At 48.2% G+C, this 22673-nt stretch carries 21 protein-coding genes and 1 riboswitch; of the genes, 9 read left to right on the plus strand and 12 right to left on the minus strand.

Annotated elements, in window-relative coordinates; all coding sequences use genetic code 11:
- Both ACKFKH_RS23720 and ftsH4 read right to left on the minus strand, forming a co-directional pair.
- Window positions 1-339, minus strand: coding sequence for a hypothetical protein (locus ACKFKH_RS23720; RefSeq protein ID WP_446860835.1), 339 nt, complete (start codon window positions 337-339; stop codon window positions 1-3).
- A gap of 183 nt (window positions 340-522) precedes the next feature.
- Window positions 523-2379 carry an ATP-dependent zinc metalloprotease FtsH4 gene (gene ftsH4, locus ACKFKH_RS23725; RefSeq protein WP_446860836.1) on the minus strand — a complete coding sequence of 619 codons (1857 nt, stop codon included), beginning with the start codon at window positions 2377-2379 and terminating at the stop codon, window positions 523-525.
- A gap of 280 nt (window positions 2380-2659) precedes the next feature.
- On the opposite strand from ftsH4, the gene ACKFKH_RS23730 reads away from it, so the two are divergent.
- Window positions 2660-3538, plus strand: a complete 879-nt coding sequence (locus ACKFKH_RS23730) for a phosphodiester glycosidase family protein (RefSeq protein ID WP_446860837.1) — start codon at window positions 2660-2662, stop codon at window positions 3536-3538.
- A gap of 12 nt (window positions 3539-3550) precedes the next feature.
- The gene (locus tag ACKFKH_RS23735) at window positions 3551-4162 is read left to right on the plus strand and encodes a DNA-3-methyladenine glycosylase family protein (RefSeq protein WP_446860838.1); all 612 of its coding nucleotides are present in this window, start codon (window positions 3551-3553) and stop codon (window positions 4160-4162) included.
- A gap of 105 nt (window positions 4163-4267) precedes the next feature.
- On the opposite strand, the gene ACKFKH_RS23740 is transcribed toward ACKFKH_RS23735, so the two are convergent.
- The gene (locus ACKFKH_RS23740; protein WP_446860839.1) at window positions 4268-5002 is read right to left on the minus strand and encodes a glutathione peroxidase; all 735 of its coding nucleotides are present in this window, start codon (window positions 5000-5002) and stop codon (window positions 4268-4270) included.
- Window positions 5003-5474: 472 nt separating this feature from the next.
- Between ACKFKH_RS23740 and ACKFKH_RS23745 the strand changes: the two genes are divergently transcribed.
- Together ACKFKH_RS23745 and ACKFKH_RS23750 are read left to right on the plus strand one after the other, a co-directional pair.
- The gene (locus ACKFKH_RS23745) at window positions 5475-6542 is read left to right on the plus strand and encodes a hypothetical protein (protein ID WP_446860840.1); all 1068 of its coding nucleotides are present in this window, start codon (window positions 5475-5477) and stop codon (window positions 6540-6542) included.
- Between the two features lie 234 nt (window positions 6543-6776).
- The gene (locus ACKFKH_RS23750; RefSeq protein WP_446860841.1) at window positions 6777-7349 is read left to right on the plus strand and encodes a TIGR04376 family protein; all 573 of its coding nucleotides are present in this window, start codon (window positions 6777-6779) and stop codon (window positions 7347-7349) included.
- Between the two features lie 284 nt (window positions 7350-7633).
- Here ACKFKH_RS23750 and ACKFKH_RS23755 read toward each other — a convergent pair whose 3' ends face one another.
- The gene (locus ACKFKH_RS23755) at window positions 7634-8005 is read right to left on the minus strand and encodes a hypothetical protein (RefSeq protein ID WP_446860842.1); all 372 of its coding nucleotides are present in this window, start codon (window positions 8003-8005) and stop codon (window positions 7634-7636) included.
- Between the two features lie 763 nt (window positions 8006-8768).
- Between ACKFKH_RS23755 and ACKFKH_RS23760 the strand changes: the two genes are divergently transcribed.
- Window positions 8769-9887: a hypothetical protein gene (locus ACKFKH_RS23760; RefSeq protein WP_446860843.1), complete on the plus strand. Its 1119-nt coding sequence runs from the start codon at window positions 8769-8771 to the stop codon at window positions 9885-9887.
- Window positions 9888-10251: 364 nt separating this feature from the next.
- Here the strand turns inward: ACKFKH_RS23760 and ACKFKH_RS23765 are convergent, their stop codons facing one another.
- The 7 genes from ACKFKH_RS23765 to sat all read right to left on the minus strand — a co-directional run bounded on the left by ACKFKH_RS23765 (window position 10252) and on the right by sat (window position 17589).
- The gene (locus tag ACKFKH_RS23765; protein ID WP_446860844.1) at window positions 10252-11115 is read right to left on the minus strand and encodes an energy-coupling factor ABC transporter ATP-binding protein; all 864 of its coding nucleotides are present in this window, start codon (window positions 11113-11115) and stop codon (window positions 10252-10254) included.
- A complete protein-coding gene (gene cbiQ / locus ACKFKH_RS23770; protein ID WP_446860845.1) occupies window positions 11102-11902 on the minus strand; it encodes a cobalt ECF transporter T component CbiQ in 801 nt (266 codons plus the stop codon). The genes ACKFKH_RS23765 and cbiQ overlap by 14 nt, the downstream gene beginning before the upstream one ends.
- 17 nt (window positions 11903-11919) lie before the next feature.
- Window positions 11920-12210, minus strand: coding sequence for an energy-coupling factor ABC transporter substrate-binding protein (locus tag ACKFKH_RS23775; RefSeq protein ID WP_446860846.1), 291 nt, complete (start codon window positions 12208-12210; stop codon window positions 11920-11922).
- 2 nt (window positions 12211-12212) lie between these two features.
- The gene (locus ACKFKH_RS23780; protein WP_446860847.1) at window positions 12213-12971 is read right to left on the minus strand and encodes an energy-coupling factor ABC transporter permease; all 759 of its coding nucleotides are present in this window, start codon (window positions 12969-12971) and stop codon (window positions 12213-12215) included.
- Between the two features lie 19 nt (window positions 12972-12990).
- A riboswitch (cobalamin riboswitch) is annotated at window positions 12991-13150 on the minus strand.
- Window positions 13151-13275: 125 nt separating this feature from the next.
- Window positions 13276-14016 carry a class I SAM-dependent methyltransferase gene (locus tag ACKFKH_RS23785; protein WP_446860848.1) on the minus strand — a complete coding sequence of 247 codons (741 nt, stop codon included), beginning with the start codon at window positions 14014-14016 and terminating at the stop codon, window positions 13276-13278.
- A gap of 23 nt (window positions 14017-14039) precedes the next feature.
- Window positions 14040-16130: a caspase family protein gene (locus ACKFKH_RS23790; protein ID WP_446860849.1), complete on the minus strand. Its 2091-nt coding sequence runs from the start codon at window positions 16128-16130 to the stop codon at window positions 14040-14042.
- A 268-nt stretch (window positions 16131-16398) separates the two neighbouring features.
- On the minus strand, window positions 16399-17589 hold the full coding sequence (sat, locus tag ACKFKH_RS23795) for a sulfate adenylyltransferase (protein ID WP_446860850.1): 1191 nt from the start codon (window positions 17587-17589) through the stop codon (window positions 16399-16401).
- Between the two features lie 130 nt (window positions 17590-17719).
- On the opposite strand from sat, the gene ACKFKH_RS23800 reads away from it, so the two are divergent.
- The 4 genes from ACKFKH_RS23800 to ACKFKH_RS23815 all read left to right on the plus strand — a co-directional run bounded on the left by ACKFKH_RS23800 (window position 17720) and on the right by ACKFKH_RS23815 (window position 21176).
- Window positions 17720-17929 carry a DUF2997 domain-containing protein gene (locus tag ACKFKH_RS23800; RefSeq protein WP_446860851.1) on the plus strand — a complete coding sequence of 70 codons (210 nt, stop codon included), beginning with the start codon at window positions 17720-17722 and terminating at the stop codon, window positions 17927-17929.
- Window positions 17930-18040: 111 nt separating this feature from the next.
- Window positions 18041-18955 (plus strand): Rpn family recombination-promoting nuclease/putative transposase, encoded by a 915-nt coding sequence (locus ACKFKH_RS23805; RefSeq protein WP_446860852.1) that lies wholly within the window; start codon window positions 18041-18043, stop codon window positions 18953-18955.
- A gap of 92 nt (window positions 18956-19047) precedes the next feature.
- A complete protein-coding gene (locus tag ACKFKH_RS23810) occupies window positions 19048-20073 on the plus strand; it encodes a glycosyltransferase family 9 protein (RefSeq protein WP_446860854.1) in 1026 nt (341 codons plus the stop codon).
- Between the two features lie 5 nt (window positions 20074-20078).
- On the plus strand, window positions 20079-21176 hold the full coding sequence (locus tag ACKFKH_RS23815; RefSeq protein ID WP_446860855.1) for a glycosyltransferase family 9 protein: 1098 nt from the start codon (window positions 20079-20081) through the stop codon (window positions 21174-21176).
- 358 nt (window positions 21177-21534) lie between these two features.
- Here the strand turns inward: ACKFKH_RS23815 and ACKFKH_RS23820 are convergent, their stop codons facing one another.
- Window positions 21535-22422, minus strand: coding sequence for an SDH family Clp fold serine proteinase (locus tag ACKFKH_RS23820; protein WP_446860856.1), 888 nt, complete (start codon window positions 22420-22422; stop codon window positions 21535-21537).
- Window positions 22423-22673 lie beyond the last annotated feature (251 nt).

The raw sequence follows: 22673 nt of genomic DNA on the forward strand, positions 1-22673 counted from the left end.
CTACCGTTCATCTGTAGAAAAGTCAGCAGAATCTTCGTCGATCGCTTCCATCCGATGCTGATAATAGATTTCCAAGTCTTCAGGACTAATTCGATTTTTGGCTGGGTTAGAAAAGAAGGCTTTGACGCGAATGTAGAGGCGCAATCCCTCTGCTCCAGCATCTTCTCGTGTTGCCTCCTTAAAGTCTTCTGGAAAAGTCTCACTGACCTTGAGCCAAGCGTCTTGAAGAATTTGCTCGATCGCTTCGCTGGGTGCTTTGTCTAGTAAAGTTTCTAGCGCTTCTAGAACGTCGATCGTTTGGAGGATTTCGGGCGTAATTTCTGGTTGAGAATCCGACATTTTTAGCAGATGGATGATTAAAAGATAAATGGGTTTTGGAATAGCGCGAATGGCTGACTAATTCACTAATCACATTGTAGACAGCAGCAGGTCAAAGACTATCAGAGAGCACAAAACAAAAGCGGAACCTCAATGAGAATTCCGCCTGCTTTCGTTCAATTACTGATGCAATGACTGAGAAGACTAGGAGACAGCGACTTTGTTGACCTGACCTAAGAGTGCATATAACTCTTCCCCTTCGATCACTTCCGTTTCGAGCAGCTTTTGGGCGATCGTTTCCAGCAACTCGCGATTTTGTTTGAGAATGTCTAAGGCGCGATCGTGGGCTTGTTCCACAATTTCCTTGACTTCACTATCGATCGCTTTGGAGGTTTCTTCGCTGACGGCTCGACGCGGATTGGGCGATCCTCCCAAAAAGTTGGACTGCTGTTGCTGATAGGCAAGTGGGCCAAGCACTTTGCTCATGCCATAGGTGGTGACCATGCGTTCGGCTAAGTCAGTGGCTCGTTGCAAATCGTTGGAGGCTCCGGTGGTAATGCTGCCAAAGACGACTTCCTCGGCCGATCGTCCACCCAGCAATGTGGTGATTTCGCCGCGCAGTTCGTCTTCGTTCATCAAGAAACGATCTTCGGTGGGAAGCTGCAAGGTGTAACCCAGGGCTGCCATGCCGCGAGGGACGATCGAGATCTTTTCGACCCGACCACTTCCGGGCATTGCGTAGCCGACCATTGCGTGACCGACTTCGTGATAGGCGACAATTTTCTTCTCGGTTTCGTTGAGAACGCGGCTCTTTTTCTCTAAGCCTGCTACGACGCGCTCGATCGCTTCAGCAAAGTCTTCTTGAGCGACGGTTGTGCGGCGGTTGCGAGCGGCGAGTAGGGCGGCTTCATTCACCAGGTTGGCCAGATCTGCGCCAGCGAATCCGGGGGTGCGAGTGGCGATCGCTTTCAGATTGACATCATCGCCCAGCTTGACTTTTTGAGAGTGAATCTTGAGAATGGCTTCCCGTCCTGACAGATCGGGGCGATCGACGAGTACCTGACGGTCAAAGCGACCTGGGCGCAACAGGGCTTGATCCAGCGTTTCGGGGCGGTTGGTGGCTGCCAAAACAATCACCGTCGCGTCGCCTGCTGCAAATCCATCCATTTCGGTGAGCAACTGGTTGAGGGTTTGTTCGCGTTCGTCGTTGCCGCCGTAAAATCCGTTGCTGCTGCGGGACTTGCCGATCGCATCCAGTTCGTCAATAAACACGATGCAGGGTGCTTGCTTTTTGGCTTGATCAAATAGGTCGCGAACTCTAGAGGAACCTACGCCTACAAACAGTTCGACGAATTCTGATCCTGAAATGCTGAAGAACGGTACGCCTGCTTCGCCTGCGACGGCTTTTGCCAAAAGGGTTTTACCCGTTCCAGGTGGCCCGACTAACAAGACACCTTTGGGAATTCTGGCACCAATTTGCAGAAATCGAGCGGGTGTTTTGAGAAAGTCAACGATTTCGACTAGCTCAGTTTTGGCTTCCTCAACCCCAGCCACGTCTGCAAACGTGATTTTGGCTGATTCGCCTTCGACATAGACTTTGGCTTTGCTCTTGCCGATCGACAGTGCGCCTTGAGGCCCGCCGCCGCCGCGTGCAATGAAAAATTGCCAGATGCCAATAAAGATTAACGGAGGCAACACCCAGCTTAGAAGTGTGGTGAACCAGCCATTTTTGGGCGGTGGCGTGGCGGCAAATTCGACCCCTTTTTCTTCGAGCAGTTTGGGCAATTCGAGATCAAAAATTGGTGTGGTCGAGAAGACTTGACCCGGCTGATCGGCTTCACCTTTGACCTGATAGCGAATCTGATTTTGACCGACTGAGACGCGATCGACTTCCCCTTCCTGGACTTGATGGATAAACAAACTGTAGGGAACGCCCGGAACCTGCGGCCCAAACAAGTTGGGTAAAAACAGATTTGCCAGGAGAAACAACCCAGAAACACCTAGCAAAATGTTGCCAATGATGCGCGGGCGCGACGGAGTTGGGTTTTCTTTGATGCTCATAAATGTGACCAATCCTTGTGATTTAGACTTGGTGCTTAGACGAATCCTTCAAAGTTATGCCGATCGAGAGAGTCAAAGCATGTACCAGAAGATCTAATCCAATGTCCAAAATGGTTCAAAGTGAACTTTTATTTATGTAACTAAACTTAACATCTTGGCAACTGGGGCGGTCAGCGCTCAGGCTTCGGTTTACCGTACTCAAAGCAGTGTGAATGGTAGATTTCGAATTTTGCAGTTTGATTTTAGCAGGCTGATCTGAAGGGCAAGTGAAGAGGCGAATATGAGAAAAGCTTGGCAAATTGGATTGGTTTTAGGTGGATTAAGTTTGTCGATCGCCTTCGTATTTCGTTCTTCGTTCCCATCTGCTCAGGTTCCGATTTCTATGTCAAGCTCGGTTTCTCAAACGATTCAATATGAATCACGGTCGTTTTCTCACAGCGTTGTTCATGTTGTTAAAATTCCGTTGCAAAATCAATTTGAGGTGATGCCTGTTTTATCAGAGGCTACCGAAACGATCGAACAGTTTGCCCAACGAGAAGGCGCAATTGCAGTCATCAACGGCGGATATTTTGACCCTCAAAACCAGCGATCGACTTCTCATATCATTCTCAAAGGGCAAGTGGTGGCTAATCCTCAAGAGAACGATCGCTTAATGGAGAATCCGACGTTGAAGCCTTATCTAGAGAGGATTTTGAATCGATCGGAGTTTCGGCGCTATCAATGTGATCAAACGATTCGATATGCATTTGCGCTGCATCGTGATCCAGTTCCATTAGGATGTCGGCTAAAAAGTTCGATTGGTGGTGGCCCACGTTTGTTGCCAAGACTCACTGCTGAGTCAGAAGCCTTCATCGATCCGAGTAATGGACGTGACCCAATCGGCATCAATCAACGGAATGCAAGAAGCGCGATCGGGCTAACTGACACTGCGATCGTTTGGGTAATGGTGGCTCAGACTGCCTCACCTGATTCGGGAATGTCACTCATAGAACTCGCTGACTTGATGAAAAGTCTAGGAGTCAAAACGGCGATGAATCTGGATGGTGGCAGTTCGTCAGCGCTGTATTATCGAGGCAAAACCATTAACGGTAAGGTGGATGAGACTGGGAATCGAGTGAAGAGATCAGTTAAATCAGCTTTGATCATCAAACAAAAATAATCAAACTAAAAAATGGACTATACGATCGCGCTTGCTCATCTCAAACAGTCTGATCCAATCTTGGCAAACCTGATTGATCAAATTGGGGATTGCACATTAGATCAGGCGCAACAGTCCGGTGATTTATTGTTTTCGTTGTCACGATCGATCATCTCACAACAACTGTCTACAAAAGCCGCAAAAGCAATTCACACCCGGTTTTTAGCCTTGTATTCTGGAGTGCCGACCGCAGAGGCGATTCTCAACACATCAGACGAGGATTTACGAAGTGTGGGATTGTCTCGATCGAAGACGCTCTACATCAAAGATCTCGCCCAACAAACACTCAACGGATTGCCAACGATATCAGAATTAGCAACGCTAGAAGACGAAGCGATCGTTGAGCAACTTACCCAAATCAAAGGCATCGGTCGCTGGACAGTGCAAATGCTATTAATCTTCAGACTCCATCGCTGGGATGTATTGCCCGTTGACGATTTAGGAATCCGCTCAGGCATCCGTCGCGCCTACAATCTAACCGACCTACCCAACTCAAAAGCGATCGCTCAACTCGGACAGCCGTGGCAGCCTTATCGAACGATCGCATCCTGGTATCTATGGCGCAGTCTAGAACTGAAGGAATGAACAACGGGCAATGAAATTCAAATGATGGAATGAAAAGGTTGAACGGCGATCGCTCATCCCTCATCCCTCATCCCTCATTCCTCATTCCTCATCCCTCATCCCTTCTTACACCGCTCCCAAATAAGCCGCCAACTCCTCAGATCCGCCGACCAGCCTGCCATCGATAAAGACCTGAGGAACCGTCGCCGCGCCCGTCATCGCCCGGACAGAACGACTCGTCACATCGCGACCCAAGACAATCTCCTCATAGTCCATGCCGTGATCTTGCAGCATCGCTTTAGCCCGCGCACAGAAAGGACAACCCACTTTTGCAAATAGAGAAACCAGCTTGGGTTTTTGCGCCTGATCGTTGATATAACTCAGCATCGTCTCTGCATCAGACACCACAAACGGATCGCCCGGCTCTTCTGGCTCAATAAACATCTTCTCGATCAGACCATCTCTGACCAACATCGAATAGCGCCACGATCGCTTGCCAAACCCCAAATCATGTTTGTCTACCAATAGGCCCATCCCTTCGGTAAATTCACCATTGCCATCAGGAATCAGCGTCACATGGTCGGCTTCTTGATCTTTAGCCCATTCATTCATCACAAACGTATCGTTGACTGACATGCAAACAATGTCATGAACCCCATTGGCTTTGAAAACTTTGGCCAGTTCGTTATATCCCGGCAGGTGTGTAGAGGAGCAGGTCGGCGTGAAGGCACCAGGCAGCGAAAAGACAACAACGGTCTTCCCCCCAAACAATTCTTCTGTTGTGATGTCTACCCACTGGTTGTCTTTGCGGGTGTGAAATGTAGCGTTGGGAACGCGCTGTCCTTCTCGGTTAGGCAACATAGGTAAGCTCCTCGATTAGTGAATTAATCAAAGCGTACTCGTAATGAGTATGAGTTGTCAAGCCAAAGGGCTTCTACCTCTTCTCTAAAAAGCCTCTTTTTGGAGAAGACGAATCGAAAACACCTCCACCTCACAAGCAAGCTCACCCAAAAGTAACACTGTTTTTCTTGGTCACTGAGAATCGGGTTGATTTAATATCACATGTAATCTCAGTAAGCAGTTTCTAGAACCGTGGGTGTCATTTCTGGAGGAATGATAATTTTTGCGGAAGTGCTGCAAGCGTTGACTTTTGGGGTATCATCTCTCGATACTTCACTTTTAGGTGCTCTCTACCTAAAGATAGATTCGTGAGTGGGATTGAGTGCTTTAATTAGATTTGCGCGATCGAGAAAAATGATCAGACCGTGACAGATACAGAAGTTCAAGGGTGCAGTCAGCCAATTATCCGTCTTGATCGACTCTCATAAAAACCATGCCTCAAGATGTCACCAGCCAAAAATCGCTTCTAGATGCTCAGTCCTGGGAACAAACCGAAGCTCTACCAGAGCCATTTCAGGTCGATTCTTTTGCCGATCGCTTGATGGATGATCTGTTTGATGATGTTGAGCGACTGTTAGAGGGTGCTGTTCCGCCTGCGACTCCCGTTTCGGTCGAAGCGCCTGTCAAACGCAAACTAGACATTGCCCCGCCGCCTCTCTCTTCAGGGCTGTTGAGCGCTCCCAGCTTTCCTCAATGGAAGCCAAAAATCGACACTGACGATCTGACACTCCCCGAACTGGGCGAACTCACCAAAACTAAACCTCCCGAACCTCGTCGCAGCACCTTCGATCGCCTCCTGATAGTTACCTGTTCAACCTCTGCGATCGCGGCTTTGGCGATCTGGTCGATTCAACAAGGCATTCCGGGTCGCGTTTTGTCTGCGTTGACCTCTGCTCCGGCTCCTACAACGGTGGCTCAAGCGCCTCAGCCCGTCGATACGAATGCTCAGTTTTCTGCCTATGTGCAGCGATCGTTGGAGGCAATCGATCGCAAAGCGACTACAGGTAAGTCAGAAGGACTGCCCACTGCTCCTTATAATGGCGGGATGCCGACGGTGCCAGTGCCCAAAAATCAGCCTCCGGCAAGGTCTTCGACAACATTACCCAGAGCGCCGATCACAATTAATATGCCTGCTGCTCCGGCGGCCAGTGTGCCTGACAATTCTCGCAATCGTGAGCTAAATCAGATTTTGACGCGGCTGGCTAGTGTGTTAGAGCGACTTTCTCCGACGGCGAATCGTCCGGTGAGCGTTCAACCTGCGGCTCCGATCGTGCCTCAATCAGAAGCGACTGGCCCTCAGCGAACGATGGTGGGCGTGTTAGAAGGGGCTGACCCCTCGAAATCAGTTGTTTTGTTTGAGATGAATGGGGTGACTCAGCGCTACTACATTGGTGAAAGCATCGGGTCGAGCGGTTGGAGTTTGGTGGAAGTGTCTAAACAATATGCGACTGTGCGACGCAATGGGCAGGTGAGAACGCTTTCTACAGGACAAAAGCTTTAGGGTAGCGATCGGCTTTTGGGATCAAGAATTAAATAGCTCGTAATTCTGACTGGCGGTTCAAACCGTTCTTACAAGCGCAAAATCTGGCTTCGTAGACTAGAAGATTTTTAACTGCGAAGACAAGTTTTGTTTGGGTCGCCGTGAATTGATTCGCTGGGTTCATTTAATTCACGATCCTTAGCGATTAGACTAAGGAAAAACCTAGAAGCCACTTGCGATCAGGAGCCGTAAATCATGGGTCTGTTTGACGATTTTAGTCAGTTTCTTGAAGCTCGACTTGATGAGTTTTTGCGTAACAATCCGCATCTTGAGTTGCAGGCGCTCGAAGAAAAGCTGCGTGATCAAGAGCAGGAAACGCGGCGACTGATGGCAGACCTTCAGTTAAAAGAGAAGCAGCTTCAAGAAGAGATTTTGACCACGGCGCAAGAGATTCAGCGCTGGCACATTCGTATTGAGAAAGCCAAAGCAGGCGGGCGGATGGATCTTGCGGAACCTGCTCAAGCTCATGAGGCGGCTTTGTTACGAGAAGGCAACCAGAAATGGGGACAGATGGAAATGCTCAAGGAACGGCTCAAGCAAACGGAAGCGCTACAGCAAAAAATTCAGAAGCGCCGTCAAGAAGTCCAAACGGAACTCACGCAAGCTCAGACGGCCCGTGCGGCTCAAACTGAACAACGCTGGGCGGTCAATGGCTGGAATCAAAGTACGAACCATATTCATAATTCAGCCGATCCGCTAGAGCAGCAGTTTACCCGCTGGGAAGCTCAAGAAGAGTTGAATCAGATGAAGCGAAAAATGGGCAAGTGAGGGCTGTTGAGGTTTTTGGCATAACGATAAAAAACGAGGGATGAACAGATAAATGAGTTCTCAATCATCCCTCTTATTTAGCGTCAGTTCGAGGAACGCTTCGCTTTTAGATCTAGGAACGCCCCCTAAATCCCCCACGAGTGAGGGACTTTGAACCAGAATTCCTCTCTGAAAGTCCCCCAAAATTGGGGGGTTGGGGGGCAGGAGCCGTGAACAACGAAGCGGAAAAACTCTCATCGAATTCACGTTTATTTAGAGTGTGAATCAGGTTCGCGATCGACTCCCTAAAGTTGAATTGTCTTTTTGTCGTGCAATTCCTCCAGGTGGATGAGTGAACTGTCGCCGATGACGATATTGAACTTCACTAAAGAACGCTGAACTTGATATCCGGGCAAGACGCGAATGATTTGATATTCAGTCGTCAAGTCGCTGGTGCCATCCCATTTGAGAATTGCCAGTTTTGTCGAGGCAATTTCACTCAGTTGTTCAACAAATTCTTCAACGAAATCAATCACATCGGGAAGAATGCCAGAGGACATCAAGATTAGTCGCTCTTGCAAATCCAATGTGACCATAACCCGATAGCGTCTAACGGATGAACATTGCAACTCAAAGCTAAACGAAACCGAGTCAGGAAGGTGTTTCCTAACGGCCATGTTTTTATCCTCTCTATTTAGTGCAAAATTTAGTGCAAAGAGGACGGGAACGCTGACGGCTCAAACGTTCCCCCGTTGTATGAAGTGTATGCAGGATCTTGATTCCAACCTCTCAAGATCCCATCGCAAAGCAGACGTAGTACAATCATGAACGCCTCCGAAGTTAGGACAATTAACTTAGGTGGAAGTCCTCGGAAGTCTGATCTAGTCCATCAGATTTCCGGGGCGTGATACCCACCTGCGGACATCTTACACAGATTTTTGATTTTTTAGAAGACTCAACTTTTAAGGATGATAGTCGTTCTTCAGTCCGTTAAGAGGAGTGCCTTACTCAAATCGCTCACGTACTGGGTCAAACAGCTTTTTCGGTGGCGTTTTCAGGTGGCTTAACCCGTCATTGTCGGAGAAGTGTAGATCACTTCCCTGTTGTAGAGAGTGATTAGAAGCGCCGTAAAACTATTGCAGTTACGCATCCCTCTGGCTGTATATATGGAGATACTCCACATAAACAATAGTTAGACTGAAACGCAGTATAAAACTTGACATAATGTGCTATAATCACTGTGCATTTCGCCATACCAACCGCGCTGGAACCGGCCCGCAGAAGTTACTCGTGGTGACCGCCCACTCCACTAAAGTGAGCCGGAGCAAAGAAACTCTCCAGGGCGGTTCAGCTTGATCATTAGCCTGCTGAGTAATATATGGGTAAGCTCTTTAGGGCTATCTGTAAGGAACGAATGTTTTTGAGTAAACCTATTAAGTTATGGAGAATTTGCACACGTGTAGCCAAGAAGCATGGTTATCAGAGCCGACGACGATTGATAATACATGGGCAAACTATGGTGAAAAAGCGGTTGGTTGGCTAGAAAGATCAACTCATCCACGCGCACAAGCAGCCAGACAATTTTTGCGAGAGAATTTGGCTAAGATTCCCTCAGAGTACAGGAGTCATTTTATTCAAGCACTGCGAACCAGATGGGATAGTGCATTTCTCGAATTTATATTAGCCAGAACTATTCAGGAGCTAGGCGGAGAGTTTGCTCTAGAGCAAGAAAACTCAAGTGGTAGTTGTCCAGATTTCCTTGTAAATTTTAGTGGGCATCAATTAGTTATTGAAGTTGTATCTCCGAGCTTTGATGGTGAAGGAGATGACGAACGAATAAAGGATGCTCCACTTCTTGAGTTTATAAATAAATATGCTCCACGGGATTGGAGTATCGCTATCTTTCAACTACCTAAAATTGGACCTCAAGATTCTAAAAAAAATTTTAAGGAAGCATTTCAGCAAGCGTGTAAAAGTTTACCTGCTGACCCTGAAAAGAAATGGTATTACGTAAATCATCCGGTTCAATACGGTCAATTACATCTAGGATTTTTTCCTGAAAAATCGGGGCATGAAGCAATCGTTTGCGGCAAGACGTATCCTTTCGGAGATGCAAAGGATAGGATACAACAAGCCGTTAAACGAAAACGAAAACAGGTAAGAGCAGAAGCCTTGCCTGTACTACTAGCAATACATGGTTCAGGTTACGGAGTGACGTTTTACGACTTCGACCGTGCATTATTCGGTGAAGGATTCACAATTGTTGGGGGTGACGATAGCGTTGAGAAAATTCAGTTTAAGCCAAATGGGCTTTTTCTAGAATCTGGCAAGGAGGGGAAAAGTCCAACATATGCCGGAGTGCTTGCTTTTAAGAGAATAGATACTAGACGCAAAAGTGATCCTGTCATCTATCATCACCCAAGATTTACTGGGGAGTTGCCTATGCAGTTGATGAACTTTGAACAAAGAAGATTTCAGAGTCCAAACAAAATAAATATTCAACATGCAAAGTGTCAAAATATACTTGCAGGGCTTTATTTCATACTCAATCATTTATAGCGGTTATTTGCCGGGTGAGGTACGCTAGTCCTCCACTAAACCCTTGCTGAATAAGGCTTTCAAAAGCTAGCTTGTACTTCACTGAACCAGGAGCCGCTTTATAGTTCCGCAGGCTAACACTTCACGGCAGCGGACGGACGAAAGCCAATGGTGCTGAGTTTGAGGTTATCTGCCGCCGCTGCGTTTTGCCGTTAGCTGGCTAAGTTTAGGGGTAGAGGGCGGTAAATCAATAATTCGACAATTGCATGGGGTGCGATCGCAGTGCCATATCCAACTTTCAATGACTGCGGATGGTGGTTGATACTAATAATGTGTTTGAAAGTTCCACCAAACAGGGCGGTGCTTCAGTGATTTTTGTGAATCGTTATTCATATCGAAGCACTTCTAAAATGCGGTTTCGCAACGGTTCAACAATTCTCTCTTGTAGTGATTTAGGTTCTTGAGACAAGGCTTCTGTCACCTGCTCTAAAACCTTAAATACTAGAGGAATTTCTAATTGAAGCTGGTTGAGAGTGTCGCGTTGAGCAAATACATGCTGAGGCGTTCCTTCTAAAATGAGTTGCCCTTTGTTGAGGATAAAAATCCAGTCGGCCCAACAGTAGGCTAAATCTAAATCGTGAGTGGCCATGACGATCGTCGTTCCCCTTTGGTGAATCTGACGTAGTTTTGCCATCAGATCGCGGGTTTGACGTGGATCGAGGTAGGCCGTTGGCTCATCTAACAGCAATAGCTCTGGCTCAAGCACCATGACATCGGCGAGAGAAACGCGCTTTTTTTGCCCCAAACTTAAGTGATGAACGGGACGGGCGGCCAGTTCAGTAAGGTTGAAAGCGGCGATCGCATCCCCAACTTTTTGGATCACGTCTGCATCTGGCAAACCTAAATTACACAACCCATACGAGATATCTTCTTCAACAGTAGAGGCCACTAGCTGCTGTTCGGGATCTTGAAAAACTAGCCCGACTTTTTGACGAAGATTGAGCAGAGAGGAGCGACCCCTTGCGGGTAACTCGAAGCGATCGTAGCGAAGCGGTGAACCTTGCCAATGAATTCGTCCTTTTTGGGGTTTGTAGAGTCCGTTTGCTAAGAGAAACAGCGTGGTTTTGCCGCAGCCATTTTGACCAATTAAGGCACAGCGTTTGCCTGACGGAATGCGTAATGTGAGATTCTCAAGGGCGGGTTGATCACTACCAGGATAGGTGTAGCCAACTTGCTCAAATAGAAGCATAGTGCCATCCCGTGAGCGCGACTAAAATGACACACCCTAACAATGCTTCAAAGCTGTAACGTTTGGAGGGATAATAACGCCGCGAGTGACATACCCGAAACTCTCCAGTAAAGCCACGGGATTCTAACGCGAGAGAGCCTTGACGATAGTTTTCTAAGGTACGACGAAGGAGTTGCCCAACTAGCAGTCCCAGACTTTTGATCCAGAGTTTTCGAGTATGGTAGCCGTTGCGCGATCGCTGCGCCATCCAAATCTCATTCGCCGTGCGTAACAACACAAAGATAAATCTGTACATCAACATCAAGAGATCAACTAATAATACAGGGCACGCAACGCGACGCAGAATGTCTAGAACTTCAGTAAAGGGAATGGTCAACATGACAAAATAAATACAGGCAGTAGAGGCGATCGTTCTCATGCCCAACACACTTACCTGCTGCATTCCTTGATGACTCAGATAAATAAAATGATCGTTCCAAACGAATCCCTGCCACGCATCAGACTGAACCAAAGATAAATTAGATAAGGCAACGCTGCTGACAACAAATGCAGGCAGACTAGTCAACCAAAACCCAATCGGAATGAAAAGCAGCCGCAAATAGATCGAGACCGAAATTCTAGCATAAGCCACAATCCAAATGCTCACCCAAACAGTAATCAGGCTCTGTATGGGAGCAGAAGTGCAATAGGTAATCGACAAAAGCACGATCGCAAACAGCAATTTTTGACTCGGTGGCAAGTGGCGTAGTCGATTGGTGTAAGCGATCGTATCAATTTGCAGGGTCATGTTTGGCAGAATACAGGCTATTGATCATCCTTGCGCTGCTGCGATCGACCTTTGTATAAGCCCAGAATGTAACCTGTGATGCCTGCCCCGATCGCCGCTTGAGCCGCAAATAAGAAAGTTTGCACTTCGGGGCCAGAGTCCTTAATCACAGGCTGAAACCAGGGTTTGTAGTCCGGTCGAATCTCTTGAATTGCAGTTGAATTGTGACCGTCGGTTGCTCCAAACTCTCTGCCCTGGAGAACTAACAAAGGGCCAAGAGATAAAACAACTACGCCGATGAGTAATAGCCAGTTCGATCGTTTATTCATCATTATTGTGGTTCTCTCAATGCTTTCAGGGTTTGCAGTTCTTGTTCTCCATAATGCTGTAGCCAGTTCCAAACTAGTACCGTGAGCAACCCTTCAGTCACGGCTAGGGGAACTTGGGTAATGGCAAAAATACCTGCAAACTTGAGAAATGACGCAATAAAGCCACCTTGCACAGCAGGAAATGCTAATGCAAGTTGTACGGCGGTTACCAGATACGTGATCAAATTTGCCAACGCCGCGGCTAAAAAGATTGCAACCTTTTGATACCCAGTTCGCAATACAAGATGGTAGGTGAAATAGGCCACGTAAGGGCCCACGATCGCCATCGACACCATATTTGCACCCAGCGTTGTCAAGCCCCCATGCGCCAGCAACAACGCCTGAAAGAGCAAGATCAATCCCCCCAGCACAGACATCACGGAAGGGCCAAACAAAATTGCGCCCAATCCGGTGCCCGTCGGGTGAGAGCAGCTACCTGTAACTGAAGGAATTTTCAACGCTGATAAGACAAACGTAAATGCGCCTGACAATGCCAACAAGAGTTTGAGTTCGGGGTTTTGTTGAGTGATGCGGGTGAGCGATCGTAGCCCCAGCAAAAAGAACGGCAACGCCACAGCCCACCAAAAGATCGCCCACCATACAGGCAAAAATCCTTCTGAAATGTGCATCGCGTAAGCGGGACTCGCTGAAGCTAGAAAAAGATAGCAACTTAAGCCAGCCATTAGTCCCAGGCTGACCCATTTTCGATATCGTGTCTTCATCCTGTACCTCGCAGATAAGACGTGTGGTGCGCGATCGGCAGGCATTCTGGCTCAAGAGTAGATTGATGAATGAATCAAAACTCTCTTACAGTTGCGGGACAGCGGTAGAATCACACTACACTTTCCCTGTTTCCTCCGACGGCTGCTCCCCGTCAGAACCGATGCGTGGAATTTAGCATACTGGATCAAAAGCAAATTAGAAAGGAATTTGCCCCGATCGTTACACTGCGGTTTTTGCAACAGTCTGGCTGGCGGTTCAAACCGCGCCTACAAGAACGACTCATAGCAATTTATTCAGTGACAGTCAGGCTAACTTTGGCTTCTCGAAGATCATTAAATGCTGCTGAGGTAAACCGTTTCTAGTTTCCTGATAGATTAATCCGACTTCTGCCATTTCTTTTTTGACTTGTGCTTGCGTCATTTTGTGCAGCGCTTTGATCAAAATTAAAGGATTCTCACCGCGATATTCAACAAGCGCCACTTTTCCTCCGGGTTTTAAGGACTTGACGATCGCCGCCATCATCTCTTGGGGATACTCAAACTCGTGGTACGCATCGACCATCAACGCCACATCAACACTGTTTTCGGGCAGATTGGGATTGGTGACACTGCTCAAAATAGGCTCGACGTTGGCAATGTGTTTTTTGGCTTTGAGGTCGTTGAGAATCTCGATCATTTCGGGCTGAATGTCTACTGCAAACACCTTGCCCTGAGACAGACGAGGCGCAATCCGAAAGCTAAAATAACCCGTCCCTGCACCAATGTCGGCAACCACATCGGTCGGTTTGAGATCGAGGGCAGTGATCACTTTTTGCGGTTGTTCTTCGCCCGATCGTCGGGGACGCTCTAACCAACCCGCACCTTCGTGGCCCATCACCTGAGCAATTTCACGATCGAGATAAAATTTACCAATGCCATCAGAACTATGCTGCAATCGTTCTTCGTACACAGATGTATCGGCTAAAACAACGCTGGGCGCATCGACCCAACAATGCAGCGTGAATAGAACCAGCAATACAACACGCAAAACTTTTTGAATGAACATGAGTACTTTTCTCAAACGACTTGTCAAACAACTTGATAGACAAACCGAAAGGTCGCCCACTCATTGATATCGAGCAGATAACTTTCGATCGCTCCTACCGTCTTCTCAGCATTCTGACTCGCTTGATGCAGGTCTTTGAGAATCGCTTGGGCCACTTCTAAAGGTCGCTCAATAGAGCGAATTCCTGACTGTGAGGGCGACTGCACCAGGCTTTGAGTTTGGCTAAAGGGCACACGGCTACAAATTAGGTGAGTTTCGGCAAGCCCGATCGGACTGCGAACCGTCCATTCCAGCGTCGGCACCGTCAGCACCGTTTTGGGAGAAACCGCCGCCTCATCTGCCCAAATCACAAACGACTGACCGCTATTATCCAACCCCAGCAACACAAAATAAAGCGGCTGATCTCCCTGATTTTCGAGGCGATATTGCAGGGAAGTGCCGATCGCCAGCGTCAAGCGTTTGCCTTCTTGAGCGCCTGCATTGGAAACCATTCCTTGAGAAATACGAGCCGTCTTTTGCTGGATCAAAACCCGCTCTAAAGAAGACTTCTCAATCAATTCTGCTTGAATTCCCAACGTCTGCGATCGCGTATTTACCGTCAGATTCAACAATTTTGCGGCGAGTAACCGTTGCAGGTGAGGCACCAATCGTTTGACGGCTAGCTTGACCGCTTCGCCCGATTCTCCACTGGTGTTGGCGATCGCCACTTGCCCCTGCGAAAACAACCCATACCCCGAAGGCGGCACTACCCCGGCGATCGGCGCGGTCGGCAAAGCGGCCACCTGAGTCGTCTCGCGCACTTTACCAAACAAAAAATCTGCCGCCTGCTCCCCCGCAATCACGGCCGACACGGAGGAAATCGCCGAAAACGCACTCACCGCATCGACTCGTTCAATTCGCTCTAGGCTGCTCTCGATCGCCACCGTCAGCCCCAGATTGTGAGGAATGATTCGTACCGCTTCTTGTACCCATTGCCCGACCTGAAGGGGAGCCGCAGAATTTTCGCTTTGAATTTTTGCCTTTGCGGTCAGCCCGTCTTTGGCGTAAATCTGGAGGCGAGTCCCGGTCGAAACCGTCAATAGAGCCTGGGTGCCTTGTTCGAGTTGAGCGGGTAAACTTGCTAACCAAACTTGAGCAACGGTGTCCTCGATCGCGGTGATCACTCCATCTGCCCCCGCATCGGATAACTGAATGTGATAAGGCTTTAAGGGACGATCGCGGCTTTTCTGACCTGCTAGATTGGGCTGTTGAGTATCCACTCGTCCGATCGCTTCGGCTGTTTGAGTCAGACTAAATCGCAGGGTTGTCGCGGGCGTTGAATGCCAGAGTTGTTGCGTTAAATAGTAAGTAAACAGTCCCGCACTAAAGCCATTCCATCGAGCTTCGCTGGCTGTTTGAGAAGCAGTTGCCGCGGTCAACACTACACCTGGAATTTGACCCGATCGGCGCTGTACACCCACCTGAGCGCGATCCAGACTCAACGCCGCCAAACGTTGTTCTTGAAACGCCAATTCTGCATCATCTAATCGAGCCATCGGCAAACTGGGACGCGATCGCACCCGCAAATTTCCCAAAAGGTTCATACCCGAATAGACATAACCTGCATCCAGAACCGTTGTCACCTGGTCAGTTGGCAATGATTTGAGCAAGAGCAACAGCGTTTCTTCGGTCAGTCCGATCGCAGATTCATCAAAAGCGGGTTCGTTACTGGTGATTAGCTGAGTTTGTGACTCTTCGATCGTCGTTCCCGTATTGATCAAATTCCCATAGCCACTAAAGTGAAAAACGACCACATCGCCCGACTTAGCCTGATTGAGCAAATGTTGAGTAAAGGCGGTCTCAATGTGCGATCGTGTCGCCTGCTGATCGGTCAAAACCAACACATCCGAGGGATGAAACCGAAAGCGATGAATTAAGAGTTCTCGTTGCAGTTCGACATCCGTTAGACAGCCATTGAGAGTTGCGCCCCGATATTGATTGATGCCTACCAGCAGCGCCAATCGACGAGTTGTAGGCTGTGCCAGCACTTGAGAATAGCGATCGGGTGCGATCGTCAGGCCGCCCAGTCCTGCCAATAGTAGTCCCGTCTGTTGTAAGAACGATCGTCGTTTCATGTCAACGCTCCAGCCCTGCTAACAGCGTAACAGGAGGGATGAGGGATGAAGTCTAAATCTAGTGTAGGGTAGTACCTTCGTGCATATCATGGCCCTGAGCAACCACGGAGGATTGCCCCTACAACCAATTACAACTCACTCAGCAAGGACAAACATCAACCGAAATCGAACCCAGAACCGCCTCCTAACAAAACCCCCTTTCATTCCTCATCCCTCATTCCTCATCCCTCATCCCTCATTCCTCATCCCTCATCCCTCATCCCTTCTTCTAAATTCCATCTCCCCAAACTTCCGTCGGCACCTTCATCGCTCGTGCAAGTTCTGCGGCCACTTCGGGGCGAGAAAATTCGGGCGGGGGCAATTCTCCTCGGCGCAGCATTTCTCTCACTTTGGTGCCAGAGAGGTGAACTCGCTCATCAGGACTGCTAGGGCTGGTTTTGCTGGTGGCCATTCCCTGGGTGCGTTTGCAGTAGAAGGCATGTTCAAACTTCATCGGCGTGATTCCCAACGCCAGCGGATCAAATTCGTCAAAAATATACTGAGCATCATAAGTGCCGTAATAATCACCAACGCCAGCGTGATCACGTCCCACAATAAAGTGAGTACAGCCATAATTCTTTCTGAGAATGGCATGAAATACCGCTTCACGAGGGCCCGCGTAACGCATCGCAGACGGATTGATCGCCAAAATTACCCGATCTTTGGGAAAGTAATGTTCCAGCATGATCTCGTAGCAGCGCATCCGAATCTCAGCAGAAATATCATCGTCCTTTGTCACACCTACCAACGGATGAAGAAACAGCCCATCTACCGTTTCTAAAGCACATTTTTGAATGTATTCGTGAGCGCGGTGAATGGGATTGCGAGTTTGAAAGGCAACGATCGTTTTCCAGCCTTTTTCTCGAAACAGCGTGCGGGAGTCGATCGGGTCAATCTGATAAGTCGGAAAATAAGGATGAGCGTCTCGTTGCAGCATCCAAATCGGCCCGGCTAGATAGACTGCTCCTTGCTTATAAACCACTGCGACACCGGGATGTTTTTCTTCGTTGGTGCGGTAGACGTGCAGGGCTTCGTGGAGTTTGTCGTAGGTGTATTTTTCTGTGAGTTCCAAAACGCCGATAAACCGACCCGTTGCATCATCCAGGCGCACCAGACTACCTGCTTTGAGCGGCGCGGCAACATCTTCGGTAACAGGCAGCGTCACCGGAATCGCCCAGGGCAAGCCGTTAGAAAGGTGCATTTCGTTGACGACGCGATCGTAGTCTGCCTGCCCCATAAACCCAGTGAGCGGACTAAACCCACCAATGGCAATCAAAACCAGATCAGAAGCGGCACGTTCATCAAGTTGGACTCTAGGTAGATGGTCAGCTTTTGACAGGAATTCTTCTTTTTGGGCGGGGCTGGCAATGCGGTTGATCAGTTGCCCACCGTGGGGAGCAATGACATCGGGGTAACTCATAATGAATGTTAGGGACGTGAAAGAATCTCCCCCTTCTCAGTCAGAAAAAGGGTCTTAATTGAGGTTACCAGGATTACGATCGAGAAACATGCTTTAGCGTTGAGAAGACAATTAGCGTTGAGAAGACACAATGGCAGATTATCAGAAGATCGAGTATCGAATTGGCAAAGATGGCAAAATTGTTGAAACGGTTCTCAATGCGTCGGGAGAGAGTTGTACGTCAACTACAGCAGGACTTGAGCAGGCATTAGGCAAAGTCGAGTCTCAGGAACTTTTACCCGACTATTATCAGACCGAAGAAGAGACGATCGCAGAAACCGTGGAGAGCGATCGCACTTAAAATCATGAATCCAATAAGTCTTGTTACTTCGGTTGCAAATCCAGGTTGCCTCCCAAAGCTCTCATATTTGTCGTGCAACGCCTCCAAGTGAATAAACCTCTAGATTTGTAAATGACGATCGACCACGACCAAAACTTCAAAGAACTGATCTCCACTTTCTTTTTAGAGTTTTTGGAACTGTTTTTGCCTGAGATCGCTAGGACGATCGACCCCAATTCCATCACCTTTCTACAACAAGAATACTTCGCTGATCTGGTTGAGGGTGAGGAGAAAATTATTGACCTGTTAGTAGAAGTTAAACAAGCGGGACGAGATGCAACCTTTTTAGTCCACATTGAAGCGCAGGCATCCAGTCAAGCTCACTTTCACCGCAGAATGTTTTATTACTTTGCAAGACTGCATCAGCGATATGTGAAAGACATCTATCCGATCGTGATCTTTTCCTTTGATGAACCGTATCGAGTAGAAGAGAACACTTACAAAGTGGCGTTTCCGACTCGGAAAGTGCTGGAGTTTAGTTTTGAGTCGATTCAACTCAATCGGCTAAACTGGCGGCGCTATGTCAATCAGCCCAATCCAGTGGCGGCGGCGCTGATGGCAAAGATGAAGATTGCGAAGAAAGACCGCGCCAAGGTCAAAGCAGAATGTTTACGATTGTTGGTGACCCTGCGCCTCAATCCTGCTAAAACCCGATTGGTTTCCAAGTTTGTAGACACGTATCTCCGGCTAAACGTCAAAGAGGAGCAAAGGTTTCAATCCGAAATTGATAAAATGAATCCTAGCCAGAAGGAGGAAATTATGCAGAACCTGACCAGTTGGGAAGAGAAAGGCATGGAAAAGGGGATGGAAAAGGGGCGGCGATCGCTCGTGTTTCTCCTTCTACAGCAGAAAGTGGGACAGTTACCTCAACTTCTAAGCGATCGTATCTCAACCATGTCTGCTAACCAACTAGAAGCACTTGCGATCGCGCTATTGAACTTTAGTACGATCGATGACCTGACGACTTGGTTAGACAATCAAGAATAAAAGCAATCTCTAACTGTAGTGCCGAGCTTGAACAAATCAACTAGAACTAAGATCTTATTGACTAAAGTATTATCTAAAGTATTACTTGCACAATGAGCCTGAAACAGATTTTGTTTGTTGAACTTTTGGGTGGCATTGGCGATGTGTTGATTGCGCTGGCTGCAATTCAGGCGTTGAGTCGATCGCATCCTCACGCCAAACTCACTGTTCTCACCTTTGCACCGGGTGGGGAATTGCTCAAAACTGATCCGCTGATTCATCAAGTGGTGGTTGCTCAAAAAGGAGAAGCTAAACAAGCGATCTCTTCGAGTTACCAGGAGGTCGCTAACCTCCTCTGCCATCAGAAATTTGATCTTATTGTGTCTGATACCAAATACGACGGGATTGACCAACTCATTCACTCTAGTGATGCTCAATGTATCACGAATCTATGGCGATCGCCGCCTTCTAATCAGTTCGTGAGCGATCGCTTTCTCGAAATTCTGCGATTTGAAAATCTGATCACACAGGAATCTATTCAGCCAGCCAGACTGCATCTTTTGGAGACCGAACGGCAAACCGCATTCAAACAATTGGGCAATATTGAGCGCCCGATCATCGTTCTCTATACCGATGCGGGAATGCAGATCAAACGCTGGTCCACCCAGAGATTCGTTGAATTGGGACGGCGCTTAAAGCAGCAGTTTGGCGGAACGATCGTGCTGCCGATCGGGGCAAATCTTACCGAAGTGACGGAGATAGCAAAATCAGACGATATGACAGTTTGGCCACAGGGAACGCTACGCGACTTTGCGGCGATGATGTCATGGGTAGATTTGACGATCGCACCTGACACCGGCCCCGCTCGAATTTCTGCTGCATTAGGCATTCCGACGATCACTTTATTTGGGCCGTCGTGGCATCAACGCTATGGACAGCCAACTCCTCACCAAAATCTGCAAGGGTATTTAGACTGTCCTGAACGGGTCATCCAAAACTTTACTGAGCAGCGTTGCTGGTATGGAGGCGTTTGTCCGTTTGAGCAGTGGAATACTTGTCTAGAAGGAATTTCTGTCGATCAGGTGATGACAAGCGCGATCGAGTTACTCCAAGCTCAAAAAGATGACATCTTGAAGTAAAGCGCATGATACAGCCTCTTCGTCACTCAGTCCAGCAGTTTGTCCGCAGTAATCCGTGGTTGTCGGTTCGCAATCTGTTGGTGACGCGGCTCGACAACATTGGCGACGTGATTATGACGAGTCCGGTACTGCGATCGCTCAAGGAAAACTTGCCCCAAGCGCGGCTGACATTGATGGCGAGTCCGGGCGGGTCGTTGGCGGCTCCGTTGTTGCCGTGGGTGGATGACGTGATAACGTGGCGAGTGCTGTGGCAGGATTTGGGGCGGTTAGCGTTTGATCCGAGGCGAGAGTGGCGACTGATATCTAAGTTAAGTGAGCACCAGTTTGATGCGGCTGTCATTCTCACGAGCTTTAATCAATCGCCTCACCCGCCTGCGTTGATTTGTTCTCTGGCTGGCATTCCGCTGAGGGTGGGTGAATCGAAGGAAAAGGGTGGAAACGCTTTGACAACAGAGGTTTCGTCAGCCCCTGATCACACTCATCAAGTCGAGCGAAATTTGGGACTGATTGAAGCGATCGGGTTTGAGGTGCGCGATCGTGCCTTGGCCATTCAAATTCCAGAAGCGGCTCACCAAACGGCTACAAATCTGCTGAGTCAACATGGATTAGCCGCAAATGCTCCCTTTTTGTTGTTGAATCCCTGGACAAGCTGCCAGTCTCGAAATTATGCGGTAGATCGGTTTGCGATCGCGTCTCATCAATTGTCTAAAATCACAGGCTGGAAGGTAGTTGTGACCGGAGTTGAGAAAGACCGATCGCACAGTGGCGAACTATTTAAAGTACTAGGAGAATCAGCAATCGATCTAATTGGAGCAACCGATTTGTCAACGCTGGCAGCCTTGATTCAGCGATCGAAATTGATGTTAACTAACAACACCTCCACCATGCACCTTGCAGACGCAACTCGAACGCCCAGCGTCATCCTATTTGCCGGAACCGAACTAGAATCACAATGGCAACCACGAGACTGCCGATCGCGACTACTCCGTCAGCCAACTCCCTGTAGTCCTTGCTACGCCTTCACCTGCCCCTATCACCTGGAATGTTTGGATATTGCACCCAATCAAGTCGTCCAAGCCGGAGTAGAGCTTTTGAGCCTTTGATATTAACGTGAATTCGATGAAATCTTTCGCTGCGGTTGTTAATCCAGGCAGCCCCCTAAATCCCCCAATTTTGGGGGACTTTGAACCAAAAATCTTGTCTGAAAGTCCCCCAATTTTGGGGGGTTGGGGGGCAGAAGCGCTGAAGAACGAAGCAAAAAAACTTCATCGAATCCACGTGATATTAGAATTTAGGCGTTGCTGTATTGGAGGGATAAATCTATGGGAAGTGTCAAGCTCTTCGTCCCCTAAATCCCCAAAATTGGGGGACTTTGAACCTTGGGTTTCCCGCCGCTTTGAGGCAAAGTTGAGGTTAGAGATGAAAAGTGAAAGTATGAATCACTATCTCATCCCATTGCTTTTATGAAATACGCACACCTTCGGGAAGCGGTCTGCCTTTGGGTTGAGGGAGAGCAGGTCGATCGTAAGGCATCGGAATGTATTGCACAGAGGGGCGACCACCTTGAGGCTGTGGATACAACTCCATCAGGTCATACACTTCGCGCTGCAAACCGACGGTGATCGGCAAACCCATTTCCGTTGCTTCTTCGACCGTGATGGGGTAGTCGTGGGTGACTCTTCCGGTCGTCAAGGCTTCTACGATCGACTCAATGTTATCAGGGTTAATCTTCTGATTAGGAACGCTATCTTTGAGCAAAGTTCGGACAAACCGTTGCACTTGTTTAATGGCCTTTCCAGCTAAATCGGCCATGATAAGCGTATTGTCATCAATTTCACCGATCGGCTTTTGCTCCACTACTTTGAGAATACTAGCCGCCGCAAAGTTGCCCAACTGCGGATCAACGGGGCCCAACACCGCATTAGCATCCATTACAATTTCATCAGCCGCCAGCGCCAACATTGTCCCGCCACTCATCGCATAGTGAGGCACATAAACTGTAACTTTGGCAGGGTGACGAATCAGCGCTCTCGCAATCTGCTCAGTTGCTAACACCAAGCCGCCGGGCGTGTGCAAAATCAAGTCGATCGGCACATCTGGCGGAGTCAGGCGAATCGCTCTGAGAATTTGTTCAGAGTCTTCGATCGTAATATAGCGAGACAATGGAATTCCTAGCAGGCTGATCGATTCTTGGCGATGGATCAGCAAAATAACTCGACTATTCTTTTTTTGTTCAATTTCCTTAAGCTTTCCAAACCGACGCATTTCAGTTTGGCGACGTTGCCACAAGGGTTGCAGCGATGAAAAAAGAAAGAACACCCAGATTAAATCAAAGGGGCTAAACGTCATCAGGTCTACAGCTTAATCTTGATTTTGTCCCTCAATTGTTTCAATTTCCCAGTTAAAAAAAGTCTACCTGGAGAGTTAGAAATTTACAGGTAAAAGATTTCTTTACTCAAGTTTGCAGGTTCTTTCAGTGATCAAAGAGCATCCAAACAAAGGAAGACATCGCCTAGATTTATGAATTAATTCTTGTCTTCCTGCGCTAAGAGCTGATTTATAAAGAGAAGCTAAAGGGGTGCTGGCTCGATCTTGAGCAG

The sequence above is a fragment of the Phormidesmis sp. 146-20 genome, from assembly GCF_052939475.1.

What these genes read in the sequence shown, in the direction of transcription:
- ACKFKH_RS23750 (WP_446860841.1), top strand. Translation starts at nt 6,777, where the DNA reads ATGGGTCTGTTTGACGATTTTAGTCAGTTTCTTGAAGCTCGACTTGAT.
- ACKFKH_RS23765 (WP_446860844.1), bottom strand. Translation starts at nt 11,115, where the DNA reads ATGCTTCTATTTGAGCAAGTTGGCTACACCTATCCTGGTAGTGATCAA.
- ACKFKH_RS23720 (WP_446860835.1), bottom strand. Translation starts at nt 339, where the DNA reads ATGTCGGATTCTCAACCAGAAATTACGCCCGAAATCCTCCAAACGATC.
- ACKFKH_RS23755 (WP_446860842.1), bottom strand. Translation starts at nt 8,005, where the DNA reads ATGGCCGTTAGGAAACACCTTCCTGACTCGGTTTCGTTTAGCTTTGAG.
- ftsH4 (WP_446860836.1), bottom strand. Translation starts at nt 2,379, where the DNA reads ATGAGCATCAAAGAAAACCCAACTCCGTCGCGCCCGCGCATCATTGGC.
- ACKFKH_RS23735 (WP_446860838.1), top strand. Translation starts at nt 3,551, where the DNA reads ATGGACTATACGATCGCGCTTGCTCATCTCAAACAGTCTGATCCAATC.
- ACKFKH_RS23810 (WP_446860854.1), top strand. Translation starts at nt 19,048, where the DNA reads ATGAGCCTGAAACAGATTTTGTTTGTTGAACTTTTGGGTGGCATTGGC.
- ACKFKH_RS23785 (WP_446860848.1), bottom strand. Translation starts at nt 14,016, where the DNA reads ATGTTCATTCAAAAAGTTTTGCGTGTTGTATTGCTGGTTCTATTCACG.
- ACKFKH_RS23775 (WP_446860846.1), bottom strand. Translation starts at nt 12,210, where the DNA reads ATGAATAAACGATCGAACTGGCTATTACTCATCGGCGTAGTTGTTTTA.
- ACKFKH_RS23760 (WP_446860843.1), top strand. Translation starts at nt 8,769, where the DNA reads ATGGAGAATTTGCACACGTGTAGCCAAGAAGCATGGTTATCAGAGCCG.
- cbiQ (WP_446860845.1), bottom strand. Translation starts at nt 11,902, where the DNA reads ATGACCCTGCAAATTGATACGATCGCTTACACCAATCGACTACGCCAC.
- ACKFKH_RS23815 (WP_446860855.1), top strand. Translation starts at nt 20,079, where the DNA reads ATGATACAGCCTCTTCGTCACTCAGTCCAGCAGTTTGTCCGCAGTAAT.
- ACKFKH_RS23805 (WP_446860852.1), top strand. Translation starts at nt 18,041, where the DNA reads ATGACGATCGACCACGACCAAAACTTCAAAGAACTGATCTCCACTTTC.
- ACKFKH_RS23780 (WP_446860847.1), bottom strand. Translation starts at nt 12,971, where the DNA reads ATGAAGACACGATATCGAAAATGGGTCAGCCTGGGACTAATGGCTGGC.
- ACKFKH_RS23790 (WP_446860849.1), bottom strand. Translation starts at nt 16,130, where the DNA reads ATGAAACGACGATCGTTCTTACAACAGACGGGACTACTATTGGCAGGA.
- sat (WP_446860850.1), bottom strand. Translation starts at nt 17,589, where the DNA reads ATGAGTTACCCCGATGTCATTGCTCCCCACGGTGGGCAACTGATCAAC.
- ACKFKH_RS23740 (WP_446860839.1), bottom strand. Translation starts at nt 5,002, where the DNA reads ATGTTGCCTAACCGAGAAGGACAGCGCGTTCCCAACGCTACATTTCAC.
- ACKFKH_RS23745 (WP_446860840.1), top strand. Translation starts at nt 5,475, where the DNA reads ATGCCTCAAGATGTCACCAGCCAAAAATCGCTTCTAGATGCTCAGTCC.
- ACKFKH_RS23820 (WP_446860856.1), bottom strand. Translation starts at nt 22,422, where the DNA reads ATGACGTTTAGCCCCTTTGATTTAATCTGGGTGTTCTTTCTTTTTTCA.
- ACKFKH_RS23800 (WP_446860851.1), top strand. Translation starts at nt 17,720, where the DNA reads ATGGCAGATTATCAGAAGATCGAGTATCGAATTGGCAAAGATGGCAAA.
- ACKFKH_RS23730 (WP_446860837.1), top strand. Translation starts at nt 2,660, where the DNA reads ATGAGAAAAGCTTGGCAAATTGGATTGGTTTTAGGTGGATTAAGTTTG.